At 40.7% G+C, this 21,884-nt stretch carries 20 protein-coding genes; 7 read left to right on the top strand and 13 right to left on the bottom strand.

Features of this window, described 5'->3' with window-relative positions:
- The first annotated feature begins 96 nt into the window (after positions 1-96).
- The 3 genes from ACKTT2_RS23480 (at position 97) to ACKTT2_RS23490 (ending at position 1,745) form a co-directional block, all read left to right on the top strand.
- Complete coding sequence (locus ACKTT2_RS23480; protein ID WP_407890996.1) at positions 97-1,014, top strand: AAA family ATPase; 918 nt, start codon at positions 97-99, stop codon at positions 1,012-1,014.
- Between the two features lie 90 nt (positions 1,015-1,104).
- Positions 1,105-1,458 (top strand): hypothetical protein, encoded by a 354-nt coding sequence (locus tag ACKTT2_RS23485; RefSeq protein WP_500691397.1) that lies wholly within the window; start codon positions 1,105-1,107, stop codon positions 1,456-1,458.
- An 8-nt stretch (positions 1,459-1,466) separates the two neighbouring features.
- The gene (locus tag ACKTT2_RS23490; RefSeq protein WP_407890998.1) at positions 1,467-1,745 is read left to right on the top strand and encodes a retron system putative HNH endonuclease; all 279 of its coding nucleotides are present in this window, start codon (positions 1,467-1,469) and stop codon (positions 1,743-1,745) included.
- A gap of 121 nt (positions 1,746-1,866) precedes the next feature.
- On the opposite strand, the gene ACKTT2_RS23495 is transcribed toward ACKTT2_RS23490, so the two are convergent.
- Positions 1,867-2,748 (bottom strand): succinate--CoA ligase subunit alpha, encoded by an 882-nt coding sequence (locus ACKTT2_RS23495; RefSeq protein WP_407891000.1) that lies wholly within the window; start codon positions 2,746-2,748, stop codon positions 1,867-1,869.
- Positions 2,749-2,753: 5 nt separating this feature from the next.
- On the bottom strand, positions 2,754-3,992 hold the full coding sequence (locus tag ACKTT2_RS23500; protein WP_407891002.1) for an ATP-grasp domain-containing protein: 1,239 nt from the start codon (positions 3,990-3,992) through the stop codon (positions 2,754-2,756).
- A 594-nt stretch (positions 3,993-4,586) separates the two neighbouring features.
- Between ACKTT2_RS23500 and ACKTT2_RS23505 the strand changes: the two genes are divergently transcribed.
- Positions 4,587-6,578: a hypothetical protein gene (locus ACKTT2_RS23505; protein ID WP_407891004.1), complete on the top strand. Its 1,992-nt coding sequence runs from the start codon at positions 4,587-4,589 to the stop codon at positions 6,576-6,578.
- A gap of 231 nt (positions 6,579-6,809) precedes the next feature.
- Here ACKTT2_RS23505 and ACKTT2_RS23510 read toward each other — a convergent pair whose 3' ends face one another.
- The 3 genes from ACKTT2_RS23510 to ACKTT2_RS23520 all read right to left on the bottom strand — a co-directional run bounded on the left by ACKTT2_RS23510 (position 6,810) and on the right by ACKTT2_RS23520 (position 8,978).
- Positions 6,810-7,268 (bottom strand): Imm30 family immunity protein, encoded by a 459-nt coding sequence (locus tag ACKTT2_RS23510; protein WP_407891006.1) that lies wholly within the window; start codon positions 7,266-7,268, stop codon positions 6,810-6,812.
- Positions 7,269-7,895: 627 nt separating this feature from the next.
- Positions 7,896-8,057: a hypothetical protein gene (locus ACKTT2_RS23515; protein ID WP_407891008.1), complete on the bottom strand. Its 162-nt coding sequence runs from the start codon at positions 8,055-8,057 to the stop codon at positions 7,896-7,898.
- A 144-nt stretch (positions 8,058-8,201) separates the two neighbouring features.
- The gene (locus tag ACKTT2_RS23520) at positions 8,202-8,978 is read right to left on the bottom strand and encodes an ABC transporter permease (protein ID WP_407891010.1); all 777 of its coding nucleotides are present in this window, start codon (positions 8,976-8,978) and stop codon (positions 8,202-8,204) included.
- A gap of 378 nt (positions 8,979-9,356) precedes the next feature.
- Here ACKTT2_RS23520 and ACKTT2_RS23525 point away from each other — a divergent pair, with 378 nt between their 5' ends.
- Entirely contained in the window at positions 9,357-10,481 is a 1,125-nt protein-coding gene (locus ACKTT2_RS23525; RefSeq protein ID WP_407891012.1) for a DegT/DnrJ/EryC1/StrS family aminotransferase, read from the top strand.
- A 76-nt stretch (positions 10,482-10,557) separates the two neighbouring features.
- Here the strand turns inward: ACKTT2_RS23525 and ACKTT2_RS23530 are convergent, their stop codons facing one another.
- Positions 10,558-11,298 (bottom strand): DUF561 domain-containing protein, encoded by a 741-nt coding sequence (locus tag ACKTT2_RS23530; RefSeq protein WP_407891014.1) that lies wholly within the window; start codon positions 11,296-11,298, stop codon positions 10,558-10,560.
- Positions 11,299-11,388: 90 nt separating this feature from the next.
- A complete protein-coding gene (locus tag ACKTT2_RS23535) occupies positions 11,389-12,048 on the bottom strand; it encodes a hypothetical protein (protein WP_407891016.1) in 660 nt (219 codons plus the stop codon).
- Between the two features lie 489 nt (positions 12,049-12,537).
- Between ACKTT2_RS23535 and ACKTT2_RS23540 the strand changes: the two genes are divergently transcribed.
- Positions 12,538-13,110 carry a tetratricopeptide repeat protein gene (locus ACKTT2_RS23540; protein WP_407891099.1) on the top strand — a complete coding sequence of 191 codons (573 nt, stop codon included), beginning with the start codon at positions 12,538-12,540 and terminating at the stop codon, positions 13,108-13,110.
- A 2-nt stretch (positions 13,111-13,112) separates the two neighbouring features.
- Here ACKTT2_RS23540 and ACKTT2_RS23545 read toward each other — a convergent pair whose 3' ends face one another.
- From ACKTT2_RS23545 to infC, 3 genes are all read right to left on the bottom strand, one after another.
- On the bottom strand, positions 13,113-13,556 hold the full coding sequence (locus tag ACKTT2_RS23545) for a Crp/Fnr family transcriptional regulator (RefSeq protein ID WP_407891018.1): 444 nt from the start codon (positions 13,554-13,556) through the stop codon (positions 13,113-13,115).
- A gap of 33 nt (positions 13,557-13,589) precedes the next feature.
- A complete protein-coding gene (locus ACKTT2_RS23550; RefSeq protein ID WP_407891101.1) occupies positions 13,590-16,592 on the bottom strand; it encodes an MFS transporter in 3,003 nt (1,000 codons plus the stop codon).
- 116 nt (positions 16,593-16,708) lie between these two features.
- Positions 16,709-17,242, bottom strand: coding sequence for a translation initiation factor IF-3 (infC, locus tag ACKTT2_RS23555; protein WP_407891020.1), 534 nt, complete (start codon positions 17,240-17,242; stop codon positions 16,709-16,711).
- Positions 17,243-17,886: 644 nt separating this feature from the next.
- Here infC and ACKTT2_RS23560 point away from each other — a divergent pair.
- Positions 17,887-18,807 (top strand): alpha/beta fold hydrolase, encoded by a 921-nt coding sequence (locus ACKTT2_RS23560; RefSeq protein WP_407891022.1) that lies wholly within the window; start codon positions 17,887-17,889, stop codon positions 18,805-18,807.
- Between the two features lie 146 nt (positions 18,808-18,953).
- Here the strand turns inward: ACKTT2_RS23560 and ACKTT2_RS23565 are convergent, their stop codons facing one another.
- From ACKTT2_RS23565 to ACKTT2_RS23575, 3 genes are all read right to left on the bottom strand, one after another.
- On the bottom strand, positions 18,954-19,319 hold the full coding sequence (locus ACKTT2_RS23565; RefSeq protein WP_407891024.1) for a BON domain-containing protein: 366 nt from the start codon (positions 19,317-19,319) through the stop codon (positions 18,954-18,956).
- Positions 19,320-19,655: 336 nt separating this feature from the next.
- The gene (locus ACKTT2_RS23570) at positions 19,656-19,982 is read right to left on the bottom strand and encodes a hypothetical protein (RefSeq protein WP_407891026.1); all 327 of its coding nucleotides are present in this window, start codon (positions 19,980-19,982) and stop codon (positions 19,656-19,658) included.
- Between the two features lie 162 nt (positions 19,983-20,144).
- Entirely contained in the window at positions 20,145-21,770 is a 1,626-nt protein-coding gene (locus tag ACKTT2_RS23575) for an MFS transporter (RefSeq protein WP_407891028.1), read from the bottom strand.
- Positions 21,771-21,884: the final 114 nt, after the last annotated feature.

Consider the following 21,884-nt stretch of genomic DNA (forward strand, 5'->3'; position numbering starts at 1 on the left):
ATCGCTCCCGATATTTGGGGTCGCTGGTAACGATATCTATAATTACGTTATTATATACTCTGCAAATAAATATTGAATGCACGCAAAATTATAATCATGCGTCTTGAAAAGCTGCATATTCAAAATTTTAGAGGATTGCGGGAAGTTCTCTTAACTTTCCCTCAAACAAACTTAACTGTATTAATTGGTATTAATGGTGCAGGAAAATCATCGGTTTTAGATTGCATCGCGATAATGCTAGCTCAATTTGTAGCTAGACTTCGCAATAGTAAAAAAGTAGAAGTGCGGCTAACAGAAAATGATATAAATATTCATTCAAATTTTACTGCTAATACTATAACACTTGTGACAGAAGAGAGAGAAAGCTTATCTTGGACAATGGTTCAAGAACGTGTATATAGACCAAAATTAAGTAACTATGATGAAATTAACAATTACATTAAACGCTTTCAAGAAAACTTACAAAAAAATTCTAATTTAAATTTGCCAGTCATGGTATACTATCAAACTCACAGAATGGTTTTGAAAAACCCTTATGCCTTTAATAGTAAGAGTAGTAAGAAAACTAAAAAAGAAGTACATCATCAATTTTATGCTTATGAAAAAGCTTTTTCTCCAGGAGTCAATAACTTCCAAGATTTTTTTGATTGGGTTAAAGAAGAGGAAGATTATGAAAATGAGATTAGATTAAGGGAAAATTCTAATTATAGAAACTCAAAATTAGAGATTGTAAGAAGAGCTATTCTAAACTTTTTAGAAATATTTTCTAACAGCCATTTTTCTGACTTACGAGTAGTGAGAGCAACAACAGAAAGAGATAATAATTTCACCCATATTTCCAGTCAACCTTCATTGACTATTACAAAAAATCATCAAGATTTAAGGTTGGAGCAACTCTCTGACGGGGAAAAAATGTTATTGATGTTAGTGACTGACCTAGCAAGGCGATTGGCGCTCGCTAACCCAAGTTCTGATAATGCATTAGGCTCTTCAGTACTTGTTAGTTTAGCATAACAAGTACTGAAGAACCATGCATTATTAGATGAAGGAATAGTATTAATTGATGAAATAGATCTACATTTACATCCTCAATGGCAAAGAAATGTGATTCGGAGTTTGACACAAACCTTTCCCAACTATCAATTTATTGTGACTACTCACTCACCACAAGTCTTGAGTGGAGTTAGAAGAGAAAATGTATTTATTTTAGAAAATTATCAATTGGTAGAGAATACACCTCATACTTACGGCAAAGACAGTAACTCCATTTTATATGAATTAATGAATGTAAAAGAACGACCAGATGAAGTACAGCAACAAATAAATTCCTGTTTTCAATTAATAGATGATGGTCGTTTAGAAGATGCTAAGTTGGCTTTACACAAATTGTCTAACTTACTTGGTGAAGATGATTCAGAAGTTGTTAGAGCTAATACACTTATTGGTTTTTTAGAATAATAAATAGTATGAAGCGTATTGTCAAAGGCAAGGAACCTCAATCATTACTTGAACATAGACTAAAAAAATTTTCCGATTATGATAATTTTCCTAAAAAGGACGAATTACGAGTATCGCTACTAACCGAACAAGGATGTATTTGCTGCTATTGTATGCAGCGTATTCGTGATTCCAAAATGAAAAGTGAACATTGGAAATCACAAGATGATTATCCTGAATTACAATTAGATTACAATAATTTACTTGCTGCTTGTCAAGGTGGTCAAGGTTTGCCAGCGCCCAACTAGATAGTTGACAAATTCTGCTAGTTCTTCTTTCTCATAGTCTTTAGTGTGTGGGTTCGGTAATAAATACTTCCACAGAATATAAAATTCGTGTTTTGCATCAAAATTGTGACAACCTACTTATCTACTTCAAAACCTTCTTCACCAATTCTGGTATTTGAGAAGGACGTTCGGCGACTGGAACCCTTGTGTGAGAAAAGGCAGATACTTTGCTTTTTGCTGTTCCAAAATCGGGATCGCGTCCTATGACAGCTGCTAAAGTCCCAGTTTGACGCCATTGCTTGATGGGCGGTGCTTGCGTTCCTGCAATGTAAGCAATCACTGGTTTATCTATGGCTTCAGCAATGTAATGGGCTGCAGCTTCTTCACGCCCTCCACCTGGTTGTCCTACTAATACGATCGCTTTTGTTGCTTCATCCTCATCCAATATTTCCAGCCATTGTAAAAAAGATGAGCCAACGATCGCATCGCTACCAATGCTAACGCTCAGTGATTGTCCCAACCCAGCATGAGTTAATTCTCTAGCAACTTCATAAGTCAGAGTTGTGCTACGACTGAGAATTCCCACTGAACCAGGAAGATAAAATTCGCTTGGTTGAGTCCCTAAGAGAATTTTTCCAGGTACGATAATGCCAGGGCTGTTGGGACCTACTACTATGGTTTCTGTTGCCTCAGATTTACGCAAGAGTTGTACCATATCTAATGGTGGTACCCCAGGTGAGATAATAATAATTTGGCGGATACTAGATGCGATCGCTTCTAATGCTGCATCCAAAACATGGTATGGATTTACGCAAATAATCGTTGTATCAATAGTTCCATATTGTTCTACGACCTCCTCAACCAAGTCATAGACTGGCAAACCGTATATTTCCTGACCGCCACATCCAGGATTCACCCCTGCTACCACATTTGTACCGTATGCTTTCATTTGTGTCACATGAGTGACTGTAATGTACTCACAAAATCCTTGGATTAATACTTTGCTATCTGGGGTTAAATTCATGAATTTCAAAACCTTCTGTGTACAGTAGTTGCCTTGGCAAAACGGACTGCTTCTGCCACTGCTTCATCTAGACTTTCTACCACCACTACAGGTGTATCACCAGGGGTTTTTAAAGTGGCGAGATATTCTCTAGCTGTTTTAAACTCAGAACCAGCAAGACGCACAACCAAGCGGGGAAAATGATTGTCCCGACGATTTTTACTACCGTTAGACCTGACTAATTGTGGCTTAAATGTGCTGCTATTTTCTACAAAATGTCCGATGCTGTCTATAACTTCTCCACTTCGAGGAATGCTACCCAGGAAGTTAATCAGTATCACATGAATACTTTTGTCAACAGCCAAGCTGTTTAATGCTTTCTCCAAACGATCTGTAAGGGTTGTCGGTGAGGTATCAGTGGCGTTCGCATGGCGCAGATTGAGACAAACACCTGGTTTACCACCAGCATTGACGACTAAATCTAAAGTCGCCATCACCGAACCTGCACCATTCCCTAGAATTGCTATCTTACCGTGCATTTCTACAACATCCCAGTCCCCCAAGTTCCTTGCTATCTCTCTGTTGGTACGGCGGTTGGCAATTTTTGTAGCAATTTCAGCAATATCTGGATGGCGTCCAATAGCTCGTTCGTTGACGCTTACACTCCCGTTAAGAGCCATAATTTCACCGGTTGCACTGACTCCCAAAGGACTAATTTCAATCAAATCTAGGTCTTTTTCTACAAATAAGTGGTACATTTTTTCTACTACAGTGCTAACTGACTGCATGAGCGAGCCTTGCAAACCCATTTTTAGCGCCAGTCGTCGAGCATAAAATGGAGAAAATTCTCCATCGACCACAACGTGGTGCATCTTATTTCCTGCTGATTCCCAATCCCAATAAACATCAGCCTCCGTGCAACCTAATAAGATGGGTCTACAAACAGCAGTGTCTACAACAACAGCTAGATAAAACTCCTGTTCGGCATCATACTTTGCTTCAGCGAGTAACACTTCTGGTAATTCGCCCAAAATTGGTAAATTAAAGATATGTTGGGCGGCGGCGATCGCATCAATTGTTGTTTCTACAAATCTGACCCCACCTGCTTTTGCTCGTCCCCCGACATGCACCTGGGATTTTAACACAACGGGATACCTAATTTTTAACCGTTTTAAGTCTGTAGGATGGTCAATCCGTTGAGATGGCAATACAGGAATGCCAATTTCCGAAAACCATTCTTTAACCTGATACTCTAATAAATCCATAGAACTACACCTTTTTTGCCACGTTTTTAGGGCTGCAGTGGGAACTCTAAAACATCAGCGCTGCACCCCGATTAAAAAACTCTCTTTAGCTATAAATACTTATTGACAATATCAATTTTATTGAATCTAGTAAACTGTTCGGGTTAAAATGGCAACACTAGTCTTGGTTGACCCTCAATTATGGCACAGATGCTTGGTTTTCATAAAAAACAAGCATATCAGTGTTTTTAATTATAGAGATAAATTTCTGGAGAGAAATTAAATAGATGGTTAGGGTGAGTAAGTTTGCTCAATATCCCTGACTTCTCCAAGAAGTACCGTAGTGGGGTGGGCATTTCCGCATAAAAGTCTTAGTAGTGGGCTAAAGCTCACCCTACTTATATTTCATATATCAAATAGGATTGCTATGACATCCCTTCACGATTCTTTTTTTAAACTACTGTTAGTTTGGGGCAAAAGATTGGAATACTACACTTAGGGTGTTTCGCGATCGGTTGAGTGCCATGCTTAAAAACTATTTTTCTTTTATGTAAAAATGACCAGTTTATGTTAAAAAATTGTCCACTTCTATTTATAACGATGGTTGGTTAAGCTGTGTATCCTTATTCAAAAAACGGAACTCGTGCATCTAGCACTCTCGATAGAAACAATATAGAAGAACGAGATGGGTCTATGAAAGTAGCAGCCCAACAAGAAGATTTACAATTCTTAGCACAAATTTTACAGGAACAGTTACGTGCGGAAGTCCCATCTGGAGACTTATTCAAGGTAAAATGTGCTGTCAAAGATGACCAGTTAATGGTTTTAGCTCAACACTCTGCAGGTGTAATAGCTAATACAGACACAGTATTTGCAGTGTTGGAAGAAGCACTGCGATCGCTACCCGGTAGGCAAGAGCAGAGGGTCGAACTTTTCTTGAGAGTTATTGGACAAAAACAGCCGTATACCAAACGTTCTTTAATGCTAAGAACCCCAGAAACATACGAGCCATTTGAAGCTGAGGAAATTGAAGAACCCGAAGATATTAAATTAGAGGACATCAGGACACCGAAATCTCGCAATTTTCACAAAATGGAAACTGAAGAAAACGCTTATCAGCAATCTTTCTCCTCAAGTTCTGGCGAACTATCCGTTAACAGTGGGGATGTCGGAAGTTTTTCTTCATCTTTTCTCAACTCCCCACTTCCAGACGCCTCGAATGAGGATGAACCATTCGATCCAATGGCAGATGCTCCGGATTTGTCTACATATTCGTCATCAAAGCCAGTACGGAAAATCAAACCTATTTTGGTAGGTGCTGTCCTAGCTATCATTGCTGTATTAAGTGGTGCTACTTACTTCTTAACTCGTCCTTGCTCAATATCGGAGTGTAAAGAAATACAAACAGCAAGGGAGTTACAAGAGTCATTGAATCACTTGAAACTCAATGCTCGCTCCGAACAAGAGTTACCAAAACTGCAACAGCAATTAGCAGAATCCAGTACATCTTTAAAAGGGGTTCCTTTTTGGTCGCCCTATCATCAAGAAGCAGAAAAACTTTCAACCAGTTTTTCTACAGAGTCGGCAAAAGTTAACCAGGTGATTAAAGCATTTGAAGCCGGGTCAATAGCTATACAAAAAAGTAAAACCCCTGCAATTAGTATGCAGGATTTGCAAGCTAGACAACAGATGTGGCGACAAGCGATCGCACCCCTAGAAGCGATTAATTCTAATAGCGAACTCTATAAAATAGTCCTACCTAAATTGCTGATTTATCGCTCTCAATTAAAAGTTGTGAAACAGCAATTACTTGTAGAGGAAAAATGGATTGCAAAGCTAGCTGCGGCAAAAGCTGTAGCTATGGAGGCTTCCAAACGAGAAGTAACTGCCAAAACTTTACAAGAATTACAAAAAGTTCAAGCCACGTGGCAAGTGGCAGTCAATGCTTTAGCCATAATTCCACCTAGCAGTTCTGTATATAAAGAATCGCAAAAACTTTTAGGAGAATATAAACCCTACTTAGCAACAGCACGGATTCATGCCACTAGGGAACTCTTAGCAGCTAAAACTTATAATCAAGCCGTGACTTCAGCCAACCTTGCCAAACGATACGAACAACAAAATCAATGGCAAGCAGCTGTCACTCATTGGAATCAAGCTGTAAATTCTGTTAAGCAAGTGACTGATGAAAGTATGTATCGCACTCAAGCACAGGCTTTAGTAACACCTTACTCTGCTGCCCTCAAGCAAGCACAGGATAAGTTACAAACTATCAGTTTGATGCAAAGAACTCGTACTGACTTAAATAGAACCTGTTACAGTACAATTCGCATTTGTGATTATAAGGTGGATAAACAAGGAATCACTGTGCAGTTGACGCCAGAGTACCAAAAAATACTACAAACTAGCGTCACACACGTAAGCGAGCAAAGTACCACAGATGCTGTTGCAAGCAATCAAAGTTCTCCTGACACTGCTACAAATACATCTGAGTACTTACAAAAGTTGCAGGAAACTTTGAATATTATCAGTGATAACGTTAGCTTGCCTCTCGTTATTTACAATGTTCAGGGCAATGCGATTTATGTTCATAATCCTGGGGAGTAGGGATTGGCCAAATTTTCATAAATCTAAATATAGAAGTTTGGATTATTGGCGAATGTAATAGCAAACACTAGGGTAAGGGATATTGAGAGTTGCTAAAATTGCTTCAAGTTCCTTGCCTTGTTCGAGTATTCTGAGGCATTCAAGTTTGAGTTCGTTAGAGCGTTGAAATTTTAATACTCGCGCAGGATTTCAAGGGCAGCATATCATAAACAATTTAAACAAGGAAAAATATTAAACATTAATTAATTCATGTTTTTGTGCAATATCTTCTAAAATCTTCGTAACTAATTGTTGAGTCTTCAAATCAACAGACATCAACATATCTTGATATAAAAATCGAGTTGGCTCATCATTAAATATTCGGTAATGTATAATCTCTGTCCATCTCGGAGCAGAAACAACTAACTCCTGAACAACATTAAGAAGTGCTTGAAGCTGTTTCGATGCATCAAAAGACTCTAAAAAGTGGACAAGACCCCACATTACCTCTTCATGTTCGCAGTTATCATCTAAAACTTTTAGGAGTTCTTCTAAATCCATATCAGTCGCATTTTCAGCCAGTTCAGTTAGAGCATTATCAAAAGCTAAAACCTCTTCTCTTAAACGCATCAACTTCGACGCTTTTAAAGTTGATATTAAATCATTATCGCTCAGGTTAGACGGAATAAGTTTTTGCGGAGCTTTTTCCACTCTATCTTTTTCCAGAGTTCACTGTAGTTTTCTTCTACGTGTCTAACCATATTCTACTCTGTTAATTATATTCTGAATTGCCTCGAACCAATTACGGTTCGTCCTACCTGATGTGAAGTTTTCGGCGTCTCGTCTCGCTTACTGAGGTTTCGACCTCCCCCCAGACTTCATCACCATTTTTCCTCGTTCCAATTTCTGATTGTTTGATGATTTAGGACAGACCATTTCGCCTACACTCTTCTCAAGGAATGCGGCTAACGAAACAAGATGGCCGCGAGAATAGGGTGTGAGGTCGGTATTTTTTTTCCAGATTACCACTTGGGATTAAGACGCTTTTTTAGGTCTTGTTTATCCTTGTCATCTTCCTTTTAACGCCAGTGTGCCATATCTGCTTTTGGCTCTGATTGCGTCCTCTTCCCAGCTTCGCTCTATAGATTTCCGAGTCTATTCGGCGTGGGCAGATTAGGGGTCACTGTTTCCTTTACAGGGTAGGGCTTTCACCTACATCTCGTACAGGGTAGGGCTTTCACCTACATCTCGAAATTAGTTATGAGTTTTTCAAGGTTTTCCTTGTCTTTCTCACTTAGAGCTATATACCGAAGTATTTTTACTCTAAAACGAGTCGCACTATTTCAATCCCTTATCCTTTGTATAGCCAGGGACTTTGAAAAGCATAAACGCATTGGACGGTATATGATGTGGCGTCAAGTTATCGCCCCTGCGTCCTCTTTTAAGCAAATCACCATAAGAACCAACAGCACCCTCTCCTGGAAGTAACGAACTTGACATAATTTAGAATTCCATGCAAATTACTTCTACCAATTCTTTGTGAAGCTGCAATATATTTACCCCCCGGCTAACGCCGTCCCCCCTTGCCAAGGGGGGACTACAGGGGGGTAGAATTTAGCGCATCTTCATAGAGAAATGGTATTCCTACCTAATAAGTTGGGCAGCAGAGTTAAAAAATTGCCGACTCAGCCCTCGCGTTAGCAACAGTGTTGCCAGCAAATTGGTAAAAGCGATGGTAAACATAATTAAAATCTGGTAGGAAGCAGCTTCGCGAGCATTCTCACCACTTAATAACTGTCCCGACATAAATGTTGGTAATGTCACTAAACCTATGACCAACATCTGATTGAGTGTGGGAATGAATGCAGCACGGACAGCTTCTCGACGATACTTTGCAACTGCTTGCCCAGGAGTCGCACCTAAGCTTAAATGAGTTTCAATTTCTAGTTGGCTCGCATCAACTGTGGTGACGAAACGTTCTCCTGCGATCGCTGCTGCATTCATAGCATTTCCTAAAACTATACCACCTAATGGGATAACATACTGTGGTTCGTACCATTTATCCGGTTGAATTATGAGGAGGGTCGTATAAATCAGAGTTAGGCTTGTACTGATAAAAATTGACCCCCACACGAGAGGCAACATTTGAGGTATTTTTTTATCAATGCGATTTCGTGTCACAACTGCCGAAATCGTTAAGATGACTGCTAAAATCCCCAAAACAGCCAAAGGAGTGTCAAGAGCAAAGATGAACTCCATAACGTACCCCAAGACTGCCAATTGTAGGATAGTTCTTCCAGTTGCAAGGGCTAAACTCAGTTCTAGTCCAATTTTTTCCCATGCAGATAAACCGATAGCGACTCCCATGAATGCTACAGCCAAAGCCAAATCAACAAAATCTAGCTTTATTAAATCCTGCATGAGTTTTGTACTTCCTTGGGTAGGGGATTGGGGATTGGGGAACTCGGGGCCCCCTCTGGGGATAAGGGGCAATGGGGATTAGGGATTGGGAATTACTAACTGCTGTACGGACGCGGCGGCCTTGCGTCCCTACGAACTACTCTAAAACAACCTAACCTAATGATAAGGAACTTTAATTCTTAAGATGAATTCTTAATCTAGCAAGAAGGTTGTTCTTTTAATTAGGTAATTATAGGCGAGAACCAACAAACCTTGCTATAAAAATTTCTTTTTCCTAATCCCCAATCGCCAATCCCCATTGCCCCTTATCCCCAGAGGGGGCCCCGAGTTCCCCAATCGCCAATCCCCAATCGCCAATCCCCAATTCCTAAAAAACTCATGATTCAAAGTATTAATTCCGTTCCTGCCTTCGACATTAAACAACAGTACGCTACTATTGAAGCAGAGATAAGTGCAGCCGTTTTACAAGTTTTAGCTTCTGGTCGCTACATTGGTGGTTCTGTTGTAGAAAGTTTTGAGCAAAAGTTTGCTGAATATACTGGCGTTAGTGAATGTGTAGCCTGCAATTCTGGAACAGACGCATTATATTTGGCTCTGAGAGCTTTTGATATTGGTCCTAATGATGAAGTTATCACTACACCCTTTACTTTTATTGCTACTGCAGAAGTTGTAAGTGCTGTAGGTGCAAAGCCTGTATTTGTTGATATTGATGCGACTACATTTAATTTAAATGTGGAGCAAGTTGTGGCAGCAATTACACCAAAAACCAAAGCAATTATTCCAGTTCATTTGTTTGGTCAGCCTATCGATATGACGAGCTTAATGAATGTTGCAAAAGCTCACAATTTAGTCATTATAGAAGACTGCGCTCAGTCTACAGGTGCGATTTGGGCAGGGCAGAAAGTAGGAAGTATTGGGCATATAGGCTGCTTTAGTTTTTACCCAACTAAAAATTTAGGGGGCTGTGGTGATGGAGGGGCGATAACAACTAACGATCCGCAAATTGTGGCCAAGATACGAATTATAAAAGAGCACGGTCAAAGAAATCCCTATCACTATGAAAAAATTGGTGTTAATAGCCGATTAGATGCGATCCAAGCTGCTATTTTACAGATTAAGTTACGCTATCTCGATATTTGGAATAACCAGCGACGACAAATTGCGGCTCGTTATCACCAATCTTTAAGTCAACTAGTCAATATCATCATGCCCCAAGAATTGGCTGGTGGCATGGGAGTATGGAATCAATATACCATTCGCGTCTTAGATGACAAGAGAGACTGGCTTCGCAATCAATTGCAAGAACGAGGCGTTAATACAATGGTGTATTATCCCTATCCGTTACACCTACAGCCAGTCTATGAAAGTTTGGGATATCAAGTAGGACAATTGCCAGTTGCAGAACAAGCCTGTCAAGAGGTTTTATCCTTACCCATGTTCCCCGAATTGTCAGAAGAACAGCAAAACCAAGTAATATATGTTTTGAAGGAAGTTAGTGGTTAGTGGGGGCGCAAGGCATTGCGCCCGTACAGTAGTTAGTGATTGGTAGTTACTTGGTCACTGGTCAGGTGGTCACTGGTCACTTAACTACAGTTGCTGTTCCCAAAGCTTCTACCAAACCACGTACAGCCGCAATCATTGCAACTTCGCTATTGAGTTGGTTAATAGCAGAACCGACGCCAACACCAGATGCACCAGATGCAATGGCTAAGGGTGCTGTTACATTGGAAATACCAGAGGCACACAGTACGGGAACTGAAACGGCACGAGAAATTTCATAAGCTGCTGCTAGAGTGGGTGCTGCTTTTTCAATCAGTCCCAAAACTCCAGGGTGAGTAGGATTGCTACTAGTCCCACCTTCTGTTTGAATAATATTAGCCCCTGCTTCGATCAATTCCTCTGCTAGTTTTACTTGTCTATCTAGTGTCAGAATATGAGGAACGGTGACACAGAGGGTGATTTCAGGAAGCAAAGCACGAGTTTGGTAAGTCAGTGCTAAAACTTCCTCTGCTTCAAATCTCAGTCCTCGAGCGTAGAAAGAATCAAAGTTACCAATTTCAATTAAGTCAGCACCAGCTTCTACAGCTCGTACAAATTTTTCTGGTTCTACGGCTGATACACAGATTGGCAAATTTGTCAAATATTTTGCTGTTTGTACCAATTCTGGACTAGCGGCAATATCAATAAAAGTAGCACCGCCGTGATGGGCTGCCTTGACAATCGCGGCTACACGCTTGGAATCGAAGTTATTCAAGCCAGCGATCGCTTTGAGGGCATTGCGGTTGGTAAATGCACGTTGCAATAAAGGATGCATCGTCATAATTTGGTTTTTAGGCTTTGAAAATTAGTGACTATTGTACCGTTACTTAGAGAGCCAGGATTGAAAAGAGGCAAAAATTCCCGCCGCCTGTTAAAAAATATTTTTCCAAGCTTCTACAGTTTTTTTGCCAATTTCACTGTCTATTGCTTCTCCACTTTCAGCCACAAGCCTAATATCCACATTCTCAGCCGGTGAGTTTTTGAGGGCTGTTGCTAATTCGGGAGTCAGATCGAACGTATTGTTGTTTCCCTCAAGGCGAAACACTTTTTCTCCCAGTTTTATATAAAGGTTCGTTACCTTAACGGTATTTTTAGCTCCCAAACATCCCGTTCCTGATATCTTGCTGTAAGGATATAAGCCATACCCGGAAAAGCAATCGCGCTCGCGGTAAGATAAAAGAATCCGAACGGAGTTCTGCCTCCAAAGACTAATCGCTTCAAACTTAGAGCTAACGTTGAGAAAATTTTTATAGAATGAGTGGCGGTCAAATATACCAATGGAATTCCCTTCAAAGGGGTCTTCAATCTTAACTGGTTTTGACCATGGTACATTCATATCTATACCCAATGCCGCCGATTTGACAATTGGTAGTTCTGTAGATGCTTTTGCAAGTCGGTTATCTTCTTTAGCCGCTACTAACTTGGGAGAAACGACGGTTATAGTTGCTAAAGTTACACATACTAGACTGAATCCCGCGATCGCAAGTCTAGCGAAACTTAAAATATCAGAATTTTTGCGCTTGCAGTGCATTTTTTACTGAGAGTAAAATTACTTATATGTTAAACTTACCCGGAAAATTACTGAGAAATTTTTATTCGGAATATTAAGTGTCCCGAAATTTACGGTTAGGTCTATTCCGATTATAATCATCGATAGCTATTATGCGTACTCGTACCCAAATGTTGACTCTATAGGCTCATTTACCTTCTTAGGTACAGATGTTTTGTGACTTTTGAACGTAGAAAAATTTTCAGTATGAAGTCAAAGAATATTAACAAATTATTTTCTTTTCAGATTTACAGTTTCTTGATACTCAGTAACTTCATTGTTATAAATCAATCACAAATTGTTGTTGCAGAGGGAGCATCCCAACTTAGAAAAAGCACTAAGCGATTGGAAATCGCGACTATACAAACGAAGTCCGCGTCGGCGGACTTCATAGAGCCTACGGAGGCTGGCTTTGTTCGTATAGCCTCAGAATTCTATTCTGAGAGCAATTTGTCAAAACGGGAGCATCCTATTGCCGAAGTACGTAATCCTACTACCGGCAAACAACCTAGACGAGTACAAAAACTAGCACAATTCTCTGATAACGCACCGCAAGAGCGATCGCAACTCGTTCAAATTGCAAATACTTTATTTAACCAAGGAGATTTCACTGGTGCAGAAGAAAACCTACGTAAATTAATTAAGAAGTATCCAGATTATCCCTTTGGCCATTATCAGTTAGGTAATGTCCTGTTTCGTCAGGGAAAAAAAGAAGATGCTATTAAAGAATATGAAATAGCAATTAAGAAAAATTCTAAGTATGCCCTTGCATACAATGCCCTTGGAGTCGTTTTTGCAAGCCAACAACGTTGGGATGAAGCTGCATCAGCTTATCAGAAAGCGTTAGCTATTAATCCAAATTACGGGGATGCACTAACTAACATATCTCAAGCATTTTGGGAACAAGGAAAACGCAATGAAGCGATCGCATCTTTAGAAAAAGCTTTAAATATTTTCAAGTCCCAAAATCTCCCAGAAAAAATCAGGCAAGTAGAACAGATTTTAAAAGATCTCAAAGCAGGAGACGATCCAAGTGTTTCCTAATATTAATAATTTCTTGTCCCCATAGCATTAATTTTCTCATTTAATTCTCGAATACGCCGTGATAATACGCCAATAATATTCACTGCAATTTCGGGAGTTTCTTCTATGGCATCATACAGTTGTTCTTGCGTGAGTTCTAAACAATCACAAGGTTCTAAGGTTGTCGCAGAAGCAGAACGGGTTTGAGCATCAAAAACTGCCATTTCACCAAAAGACTCTCCTTTGGGAAAAATAGCTAGTTGTTGATTTCCGATGTGAACTTTCACGTGTCCTGAAACTACTATATATAGAGATCTTCCTTGTTCGCCTTGTTTAAAAATGGTGTAATTGCTTGGAAAAGATAATTCGTCCATCACTGAAGCTAAACGAACAAGAAAATCATCTCGTAATTCTTTGAAGATTGGCACTCTTCGGACAAATAATAAACGCTCGACGCTGGTTAACATGTTTGTTAGTTGTTAGTTGTTAGTTGTTAGTTGTTAGTTGTTATAACCACTAACATCGTATTTTTTAAGAAGACACTTAATTTGAGAGGCAACAAGAGGGTGCGGATCGTTTTTTAATTGGGGTATAAGTTCCAGAAGAACGCGGCGAGAAACTACGTATAAGTAGGCAATAACTGCTTCTCTTACATACCCTGTGGGATGGCGCAAACTCTCTAAAACTTGTTTGCTAGTTAGTCTTACACGGGCGACTCTCGCTAAGTGAAAGCAGCACGCCAAGCACCAATCGGAAAGGGATTCTTTATCTATGATTAAACTTCGGGTTCGATCGCCTAACTCCATTTGTTGATATTCAATCATGCCTTTTTCTACTATTTTTTGTAGTTTTTCTTTAGGCGATCGCTTATCTAAAACGTTTAACAATATAGCTTTATTAGGTAACTTGACTGTATGCTCTAAAATCTCCAATCCTCTTGCCCAATTTTTTGACGATACCGATTTAAGATTCAAGGCAACTGCTTTAATTTTTTCTGAAGAGTAGAGTAATTCTAGTAATAGTAATAATCGTTCTTTGACATCAATTTCTAATTCTAGAAGCGAGCGTTGCAATAAATCGCATACAATATCTAATTTTTTATTAGATTGAGAGATTTCTAGTTTATCTCGCGCATCTAAATCAATGTAAGCGGCGTAAATATAACCCAAAAATCGTAATTCTTTATCAATTAATCTTTTAACTTTGCTTTCAAGTGTTTTATCTAATAAATTGATAATACCTTCTTGTTGATATCTTTTTAGTAAAGTACGAAGGATATGATATCTAGTTGTCCCTTTGGAAGTTTCTAAATATTGCCATAAAGCATCCGTTGCTTCCGAGGTAGATATTTGACCGATTGTCCGCCAAGCATACATCCGCACAACTTCTGGCTTGTAAATGTTAGTGGCTAAGCTAACTAACATGGGTAGGGCTTCATTCTCTAGATGCACGAGAGATTTTATAGCTGTATTTCTAGTTGACTTGTAATAAAGCCCACTCAATAATGCTGAATAATATTCTTCTAGATGAGTTCTTGCAACCATCTCTAGAACTGCACACCGAACCCGTAAAGATTCATCTTGTAATAAGTTGGGAATGTAAATTCGTAGTTCTTGTAAATAAACGGCTTCTGATAGCGCTTTGACTGCATTGACTCGCAAGCGTTCATTTTTATGAGTTAGCATCCGTCGCAAAATATGTATTGCTTCAACTTTTTGCATTGGTGTTCCATGACGCAACACAAGTACAGCAGCAGTTGCTTGAATGACGGAGTGTTGTTGGTGTTTTAAGTACTCTTCTAGTTCGGCAAGATTTGGATTCGATCCTGCAAGCCAGACGTAACGCAAGGCAAGAGCAAAAGCTTGAGCAGCGACTCTTTCGGTGGATGCATCTAATAACGCCTGAACTTCTGGTAGGTATGCGGGATTTGCACCGCCTGCAAGCATGACTTCTAAACTATAAATTTGTAATGAAGGCGGTAACTTGGCAAGCAGGGGGGCTAAAATTTCCCCCGCGCCTTTGGAGTCAATTTGAGATAAAAGTTCAATACAGGAGTGTTTATCGGCTTCTGTACCTTGTTCGCCTAAAGCTTTGATGACGGCTTGCTTGAATGCGCGTAAATCTACATCCGCACCACTGAGATTTCCCCGTCCTGCACTTAAGACTAACAAATTAACGTAACGCGATCGCATGACTAAAACAACTCCGACACAAACTAATGCAACAGCGATGGTTTCTGCTAGCAAAATGAAGTTGTGTTTGGAGAGTGTCAATGATGTGGCAAACCAGAAGGAGACTAAAATGAAAACTCCGCCTATTCCTGTTGCAAAGGCTTCTGCTATACCACCGGAGAGTGCTTGTACGTAGCTGCGTATTTTGTCTGGAATGGGTTGAAATAACAACGGGCTACTGCTTGTCACTAAGGTGTAGCGCAAAAGTTCATCTGAGAATTTCAGAATGACTAAGCCCCATAAAAATTTTTGTGACTGGCTTCCTGGAAGAAAATTGAGGAGTGCGATCGCAACTGGCATGAGAATGCCTACACTTAATGGTAAGGTAGCAGCACTAAAAAAGACTCCAAAACGTTCGAGAACTCTGCTGGAAATAAATAACTGCATCAGCAGTTCGCATATTCCTGTAATCCCACCTAAAACACCCAGGAAACTAGCGATGTCTTTACCTTCAAAGTTTGACTCTAACTGAGTGAGATACTGAAAATCTACGAGTACCCCAATAAGGTGCAGCAGGGCAAAAAAACCAAATAACAGGAAAGCATATTGCTTGAGAGAACCAGAAAGGTGGCGTCCTTGAGATTGACGGATTTCTGGAACTTCTCGTAATGGAGCATCGGGGAAAACTTGTTGGTAGTTTCTACTTAAATGCCAGAGAATGAGCGCCCCTATTGCGATAAACACACCCGCAAAGGGCATAATCACGTTTTCCAGCCCGACGAAGATTAATAAAAAAGGTAGGCTAAAACCACTAATGACATCAGCAACTAAAATACCACTGCTGACTAGAGGGTAAGCACGTTTAATTTCTCTAATATTAAATAATTGATTGGCTGCTATGGAGGTGTTGAGTTCGTTAACAACATAAAAAGCATCTACCCAAAGTCTGAGGAGAAATACTGTAACGATTCCTAAATATGGAAATTGCATTCCCCAATTGAACACAACAAGTGGCACAAACATACAAGGTGCGATCGCCACTATAATCTGACGCAGGGGAAAAATTTGTTGTAACCAAGAGTATAAATATACCAACAAAGTTCCATTGAATGCACTGGCTATGTAAATCCAAGGTAGGTGTTGTGCTCCATATTTATCTAAAAACAAAGCCACCGTACTATCTTCAGACCATCGCAATCCTACTGAGGTAGCTGTATAAAAAGCAAACATAAGCCACGTGCGATCGCTCTCCTCTGGTCGAAGATTCACCCATTGTAGGAGTCGTGGTAGAACACCTTTATTTGGAGTCCATAGGTGATTTTTTAGTTCCATGCATTTTAATTGGTCACTGGTCACTGGTTACTGGTCACTGCATAGCAAAAGCCCTGAGTAACTGAGTATAGTTTGCCCACTCAGCGCTCAGGACTATCAGCATATGCAAGATTTTGTTATTTCTTAGGAGAAATCAGCATCATCATGTTGCGCCCTTCCTTCTTAGGCGCTTGCTGCACTTCACCCACTGACTCCAAGTCTGTTGCCATTCGCTTGAGCAGTTCTTCTGCCATATCGCTGTGCTGAATTTCTCGACCTCGGAACATCACAGTCGCTTTGACCTTATCGCCATCCTTGAGAAAACGTTCTGCTTGTTTGACTCGCACGTTGTAATCGTGTTCTTCTATCTTGTAACGCATCTTAACTTCTTTGACGTCAGCCGTGTGCTGCTTCTTCCGAGCCTCTCGCGCCTTCTTCTCTTGCTCAAACTTATATTTCCCGTAGTCCATAATCCGACAAACAGGCGGGTCTGCTTTGTCGCTTAACAGCACGAGGTCAAGTTCCTTTTCCTCTGCCATTTGCAAAGCTTCCTGGGGTGTTAAAATTCCTAGCTGACCGCCATCAGTGTCAATAACCCGAATCTTCGGGAAGCGAATACGTTCGTTAATTTGGGGCAGATCGCGATTTCTTTTCTTTTCAATCACAGACATGGATTTTGTGGGAGCTGTTGTTAAGAAATTGGTAAGGTTGTTAGTTGTACGTGTCAGAGAGAAAATACTAAAATAACTGAGGACTTACAAAGAAGGCTATAGTTACAGGTTAACTATATCTATAGCGCATTTTTATTGTCATCATTTTACCTGTCCTCATTCTACCCACTCTGAGACGATTTCTGTCTTCTCGTTAATTTAAGTTACACCACAGTAGTATTATTTAACGATCGCCACTGCTTTTGTCAAGTCATTGACATTTTACATAACTGTATATTAACGGTGGTATAAAGTTTAAAATATACAAAGATTAATTTTTAATGATATATCACATAGAACTGGCTTCTTTACAAAAATAAATGTATCCACTAGGAATGCACAAAATAAGTTTTTTGCTTAATCTAGAATATATAGGATTCCTATTTAATTTTTAAAATGTATGCAGGGGAGCCACCCGAAGAGCTCGTCTTTGTGCGCGTTGAGAGGAGTGGCATTGGGCATTGCCTACCAAAAGTATCATATAGTGGGCAACGCCCTAAGATGTTTTCACAACTCAGATACGATTGCTACATATAGAAAAGATCCTTTGTCAGTATCGTTTGGCGATCTAGGAAATATTTTGCGTTTTGGAAATGGAGAGGCACGTGAATGTAGTACACTGGCAACAACGAGTTGGGAACCAACGAGATTGGGTTTGGCGGGGTTGGCAAACGCGATATACTTATTTTCGTCAAAGGTATAGCGATCGCAAAACAACTCCTGTTATCCTGCTACACGGGTTCGGTGCTTCTATTGGTCATTGGCGACACAACATAGAAGTGCTGGGCGAACACTATACAGTATACGCTCTCGATATGTTGGGATGGGGCGCTTCTGAAAAAGCCCCAGTAAAATACAGCGTACAGCTTTGGGTAGACCAAGTTTACGATTTTTGGAAAACCTTCATTAACCAACCAGCCATCTTAATAGGTAATTCCCTTGGTTCGCTAGTTTCCTTCTCAGCATCAGCTACCTATCCCGATATGGTGCAGGGCTTGGTTATGATGAATTTACCCGATCCCTCATTGGAACGAGAAGCTTTACCTCCTGTATTAAGACCTGTTGTAGCAAGCATTAAAAGTTTCGTTGCTTCCCCATTGTTGCTTGAACCCCTGTTTAACGTTATCCGCCGACCTGGTGTAGTGCGTCGTTGGGCAAGTCTAGCCTACGCTAATCCAGAAGCTATTACCGATGAACTGATAGAGATTTTAACAAGTCCGCCACAGGATAGAGGTTCTGCTCGTGCTTTCAGTGCCTTATTTCGAGCTACTATAGATGCCAACTTTGGTCCTAGCGTCAAAACCGTCTTACCAACATTACAAATTCCAATGTTACTAATTTGGGGACAAAAAGATAGACTGGTTCCCCCCGCACTTGCCCGCCAATTTGCTCAGTACAATGAGAAATTAGAAGTGCTCGATGTTGAGAATGTGGGGCATTGTCCTCATGACGAACAACCAGAATTAATCAACCAGATAATTTTGGATTGGTTGAATAAGTATTTTTCAGTGACCAGTGACCAGTAATAAGCCTCTGGTTAGTCCTCATACTTCAAACTAAGGGATTGAAATCAGTAATCAATTTCCCTTGAAATTTAGGGACTTTCACAGTATACATAACTGGTCACTGGTCACTGGTCACTGGTCACTGGTCACTGGTCACTGGTCACTGTTTACCCAACTGTAACTTGACCAGTATCAACTGCAGTTGCACCGTTGACCGAACGTGCTACAGAAACCATTTTTTGTAGAATATCTTGACTGGGAACTTTACCCTTTAAGACTACAGTACTACCTGTTTGAGCGACCCAAAGAGTGTCGATATCATCAAGTTGATTATCTTGGTCAAATGCAAGCGCAACTCGCTTAGCCAAACCACTTTGATCGTACTCTCCATTCAATCCTACACGTTCGGGGGGAACGGTTTCAGTTGCGGAGGGACTTGCATCACGAGTCGCTTCTTGTGCTGGTTGTGGAGCAGGATTTACTTGTGCATTGTGTGGTTTTTCTAGTCCAAAAAGTCTTTTTAGCCAACCCATGTAATTTTTCTCCCATTACATCATTCCCGTTCACTTAGTGTAAAAGGTTAGCCAAAAAGTATCCTCTGTCTGGAAAGTGATTTGCACTTAAACAAGCTTATGCTTGCGGTATGATTTGTTAGATGTACTATTTATCGGCTTACCTTTTCAAAAGATTCAAGCAAAGTTGCGGGTTTGGCAGTAGAGGATATGTTGACGTAACACCAGATAACGCGCATCTTGGAGTTTTTTCCCAGTTGCTGGCGTAACCATACCTGGTATGTGCCTGAAATATTACAATTCGATAGCAAAATCCACGAGCTATAAGCTCGTGGTGTGGCTCAATTTATTATCTCGTTAACTTTCTGTTGCTTGGTCTTGAGACTCTTCAGAACTAGAAGACTCCGCTTCAACTTCGGGTTCTACAACAATATTGGGTTTTGACTTGACAGGTTTGGGACCGCGTGCTAAAGCAGGATTAACTGGCGGTTTGGAGTCATCTCCATATGATTTTTTGCCTCTACCCGAAGAGCGACGTTCTGAAGAATCTCCTTTGCGATCGCTATTTCGTTTTATACTTTTAGGATTTGATTCAACAGGAGGTGTAGAATCTAAATTTTCCGAGTTGCTGTCAGCATTGGTATTAGCTTGACGTTCTGATTTCTTTATTGGGCGTTCTACCATTGTTAAGTTTTTTACTTTTTTAAATGATAAAGTGGATTGGCACTGACTTAACTATACTAACCAGGTTATTCACGATAAAGTTAACTCATCAGTCAATCGCAAAAAATCTCATGACTAGGAAATAAAAATCGTCTATTTCCCATGCCCAATGCCCTATTCTCCTCACTGACAAGGTTGTCGAAAACCTCTAGCATCGGTATAGCTAGCGTATAGCATCTGGGTTATCTTTGGTGGTGCTTCGCCAACATGAAAGGCGCGAACTCGTTCTTCGATTGCCCTATCTTGCATTGTAACTCTTTCAAATTGCCGCTTGTGTTCTGCCCATGATTCAACGATTGAGGTTTCTACAAACCGCGTAGGCTCGGATAAATCTTGATACAATCCCCACTGAATCGCACCATCACGCAAACGTATCTGCCTAAGTGCTTGTACTGCCTTAACAAACTCCTCAGCATTCGCTGGCTCGATGCAATATTCTATCGATATTAATACTGGACCATCATTCGGACAGGGTTCAAAAGCATGAGTTGGTTCATCCCAATGCAAAGATGCCTGTAAGTTCAATTTATCAGCACAATGAAGGCGAAATCTCACACTTAGGGCGACAAACAGGATTAATCCCACAGCAGCAATGGCTAGGGAATTTGGAGTGCCAACATATTGTGCCAATGTACCCCATAAAAGACTGCCCAACACCATACAGCCTTGAAACACTAGCAACTGCACGGATAAAGCTCTCGCACGCACCCAGGAAGGAACGGCTGTTTGTGCGGATACATTCAAACTGACCATTACACTTAAGGATGCAATTCCTACAAGGAGCATCACAGCACAAACTAAAGGAACGCTGCGGAAAAATGCGATCGCCAGCATCATGCCTCCCATGAGTATAGAGGAACCTGCCACCAATCGATCCACAGCAAACTGCTGTCGCAATTTAGGTAAAAGGAAAGCACCTGCTAATCCCCCAATACCCCAAAAGCCAAGAATAGTACCGTATCCCAACGCATCCAGCTTTAACTCTTGGCGTCCTAGTAAAGGCAGTAAGGCAAACAAAGCACTTGCAAAGAAAATATAGGCAACTGTTCTAAACAGAACTGCTTGAAAAACAGGAGCATAACGAATGTAACGTATTCCTGCTTGCATGGCTCCCACAAAACGTTCTGTTGGTAAGCCACTTTTTTGAGGCGTGCGTTGCCATTGAGAAATAACAAGTATCACCCCTACAAAAGAAACTGCATTCAGCAGGAAAACAAAACCCGTTCCTGCGGCTGCAATAACTATCCCTGCCAAAGCCGGACCGATGGAGCGAGAAAGGTTAACAACTATACCGCTAAGAGTCACCGCTTGAGGAAGTTCCTCTTTAGGTACGAGTTCTGGAGTCACTGCCTGCCATACAGGCATATTCATGGCACTACCAATACTTAGAGCAAAGGTGAGTAACAAAAGTATCCAAGGGTTCGTCAGTTTAGCGACTGTCAGCACTCCCAATAAAGTAGCAGCTGCTAACATCCAGCTTTGCGTCCACAGTAACATTTTGCGGCGATCCACAACATCCGCGATCGCACCTGCAGGTAAAGCTAACAAAAAAAATGGCAAGCTACCTGCCGCCTGCATCAGTGCGACTAACAAAGGTGAATTGGGTGCGAGAGTCGTCATCAACCATGCTGCACCTACATCATGCATCCAAGTGCCAATGCTTGATACTGCTGATGCAATCCAAAGGGCGCGAAAAATCGGTTGCCGCAAGGGAGTCCACATGGTTACAGATGCTGCACTTGAAGTCATGGAAGTCTCTATGTTCAGGAGTTAGTGGTATTGCAATTATAGGGGATTGGGGATTGGGGATTAGCGATTGGGGATTATCCACACTGCTCTTTGTTCACCAGACATCCTAAGACA

It is taken from the genome of Scytonema hankhaensis NUACC26 (assembly GCF_045865695.1).
GTDB lineage: Bacteria > Cyanobacteriota > Cyanobacteriia > Cyanobacteriales > Nostocaceae > Scytonema.

Excerpts from the sequence above, each read along its gene's own strand:
- ACKTT2_RS23530 (WP_407891014.1), bottom strand. The coding sequence starts at position 11,298 with ATGACGATGCATCCTTTATTGCAACGTGCATTTACCAACCGCAATGCC.
- ACKTT2_RS23545 (WP_407891018.1), bottom strand. The coding sequence starts at position 13,556 with ATGTTAACCAGCGTCGAGCGTTTATTATTTGTCCGAAGAGTGCCAATC.
- ACKTT2_RS23515 (WP_407891008.1), bottom strand. The coding sequence starts at position 8,057 with ATGTCAAGTTCGTTACTTCCAGGAGAGGGTGCTGTTGGTTCTTATGGT.
- ACKTT2_RS23495 (WP_407891000.1), bottom strand. The coding sequence starts at position 2,748 with ATGAATTTAACCCCAGATAGCAAAGTATTAATCCAAGGATTTTGTGAG.
- ACKTT2_RS23565 (WP_407891024.1), bottom strand. The coding sequence starts at position 19,319 with ATGGGTTGGCTAAAAAGACTTTTTGGACTAGAAAAACCACACAATGCA.
- ACKTT2_RS23550 (WP_407891101.1), bottom strand. The coding sequence starts at position 16,592 with ATGGAACTAAAAAATCACCTATGGACTCCAAATAAAGGTGTTCTACCA.
- ACKTT2_RS23575 (WP_407891028.1), bottom strand. The coding sequence starts at position 21,770 with ATGACTTCAAGTGCAGCATCTGTAACCATGTGGACTCCCTTGCGGCAA.
- ACKTT2_RS23520 (WP_407891010.1), bottom strand. The coding sequence starts at position 8,978 with ATGCAGGATTTAATAAAGCTAGATTTTGTTGATTTGGCTTTGGCTGTA.
- ACKTT2_RS23525 (WP_407891012.1), top strand. The coding sequence starts at position 9,357 with ATGATTCAAAGTATTAATTCCGTTCCTGCCTTCGACATTAAACAACAG.
- ACKTT2_RS23535 (WP_407891016.1), bottom strand. The coding sequence starts at position 12,048 with ATGCACTGCAAGCGCAAAAATTCTGATATTTTAAGTTTCGCTAGACTT.
- ACKTT2_RS23500 (WP_407891002.1), bottom strand. The coding sequence starts at position 3,992 with ATGGATTTATTAGAGTATCAGGTTAAAGAATGGTTTTCGGAAATTGGC.
- infC (WP_407891020.1), bottom strand. The coding sequence starts at position 17,242 with ATGTCTGTGATTGAAAAGAAAAGAAATCGCGATCTGCCCCAAATTAAC.
- ACKTT2_RS23480 (WP_407890996.1), top strand. The coding sequence starts at position 97 with ATGCGTCTTGAAAAGCTGCATATTCAAAATTTTAGAGGATTGCGGGAA.
- ACKTT2_RS23490 (WP_407890998.1), top strand. The coding sequence starts at position 1,467 with ATGAAGCGTATTGTCAAAGGCAAGGAACCTCAATCATTACTTGAACAT.
- ACKTT2_RS23570 (WP_407891026.1), bottom strand. The coding sequence starts at position 19,982 with ATGGTAGAACGCCCAATAAAGAAATCAGAACGTCAAGCTAATACCAAT.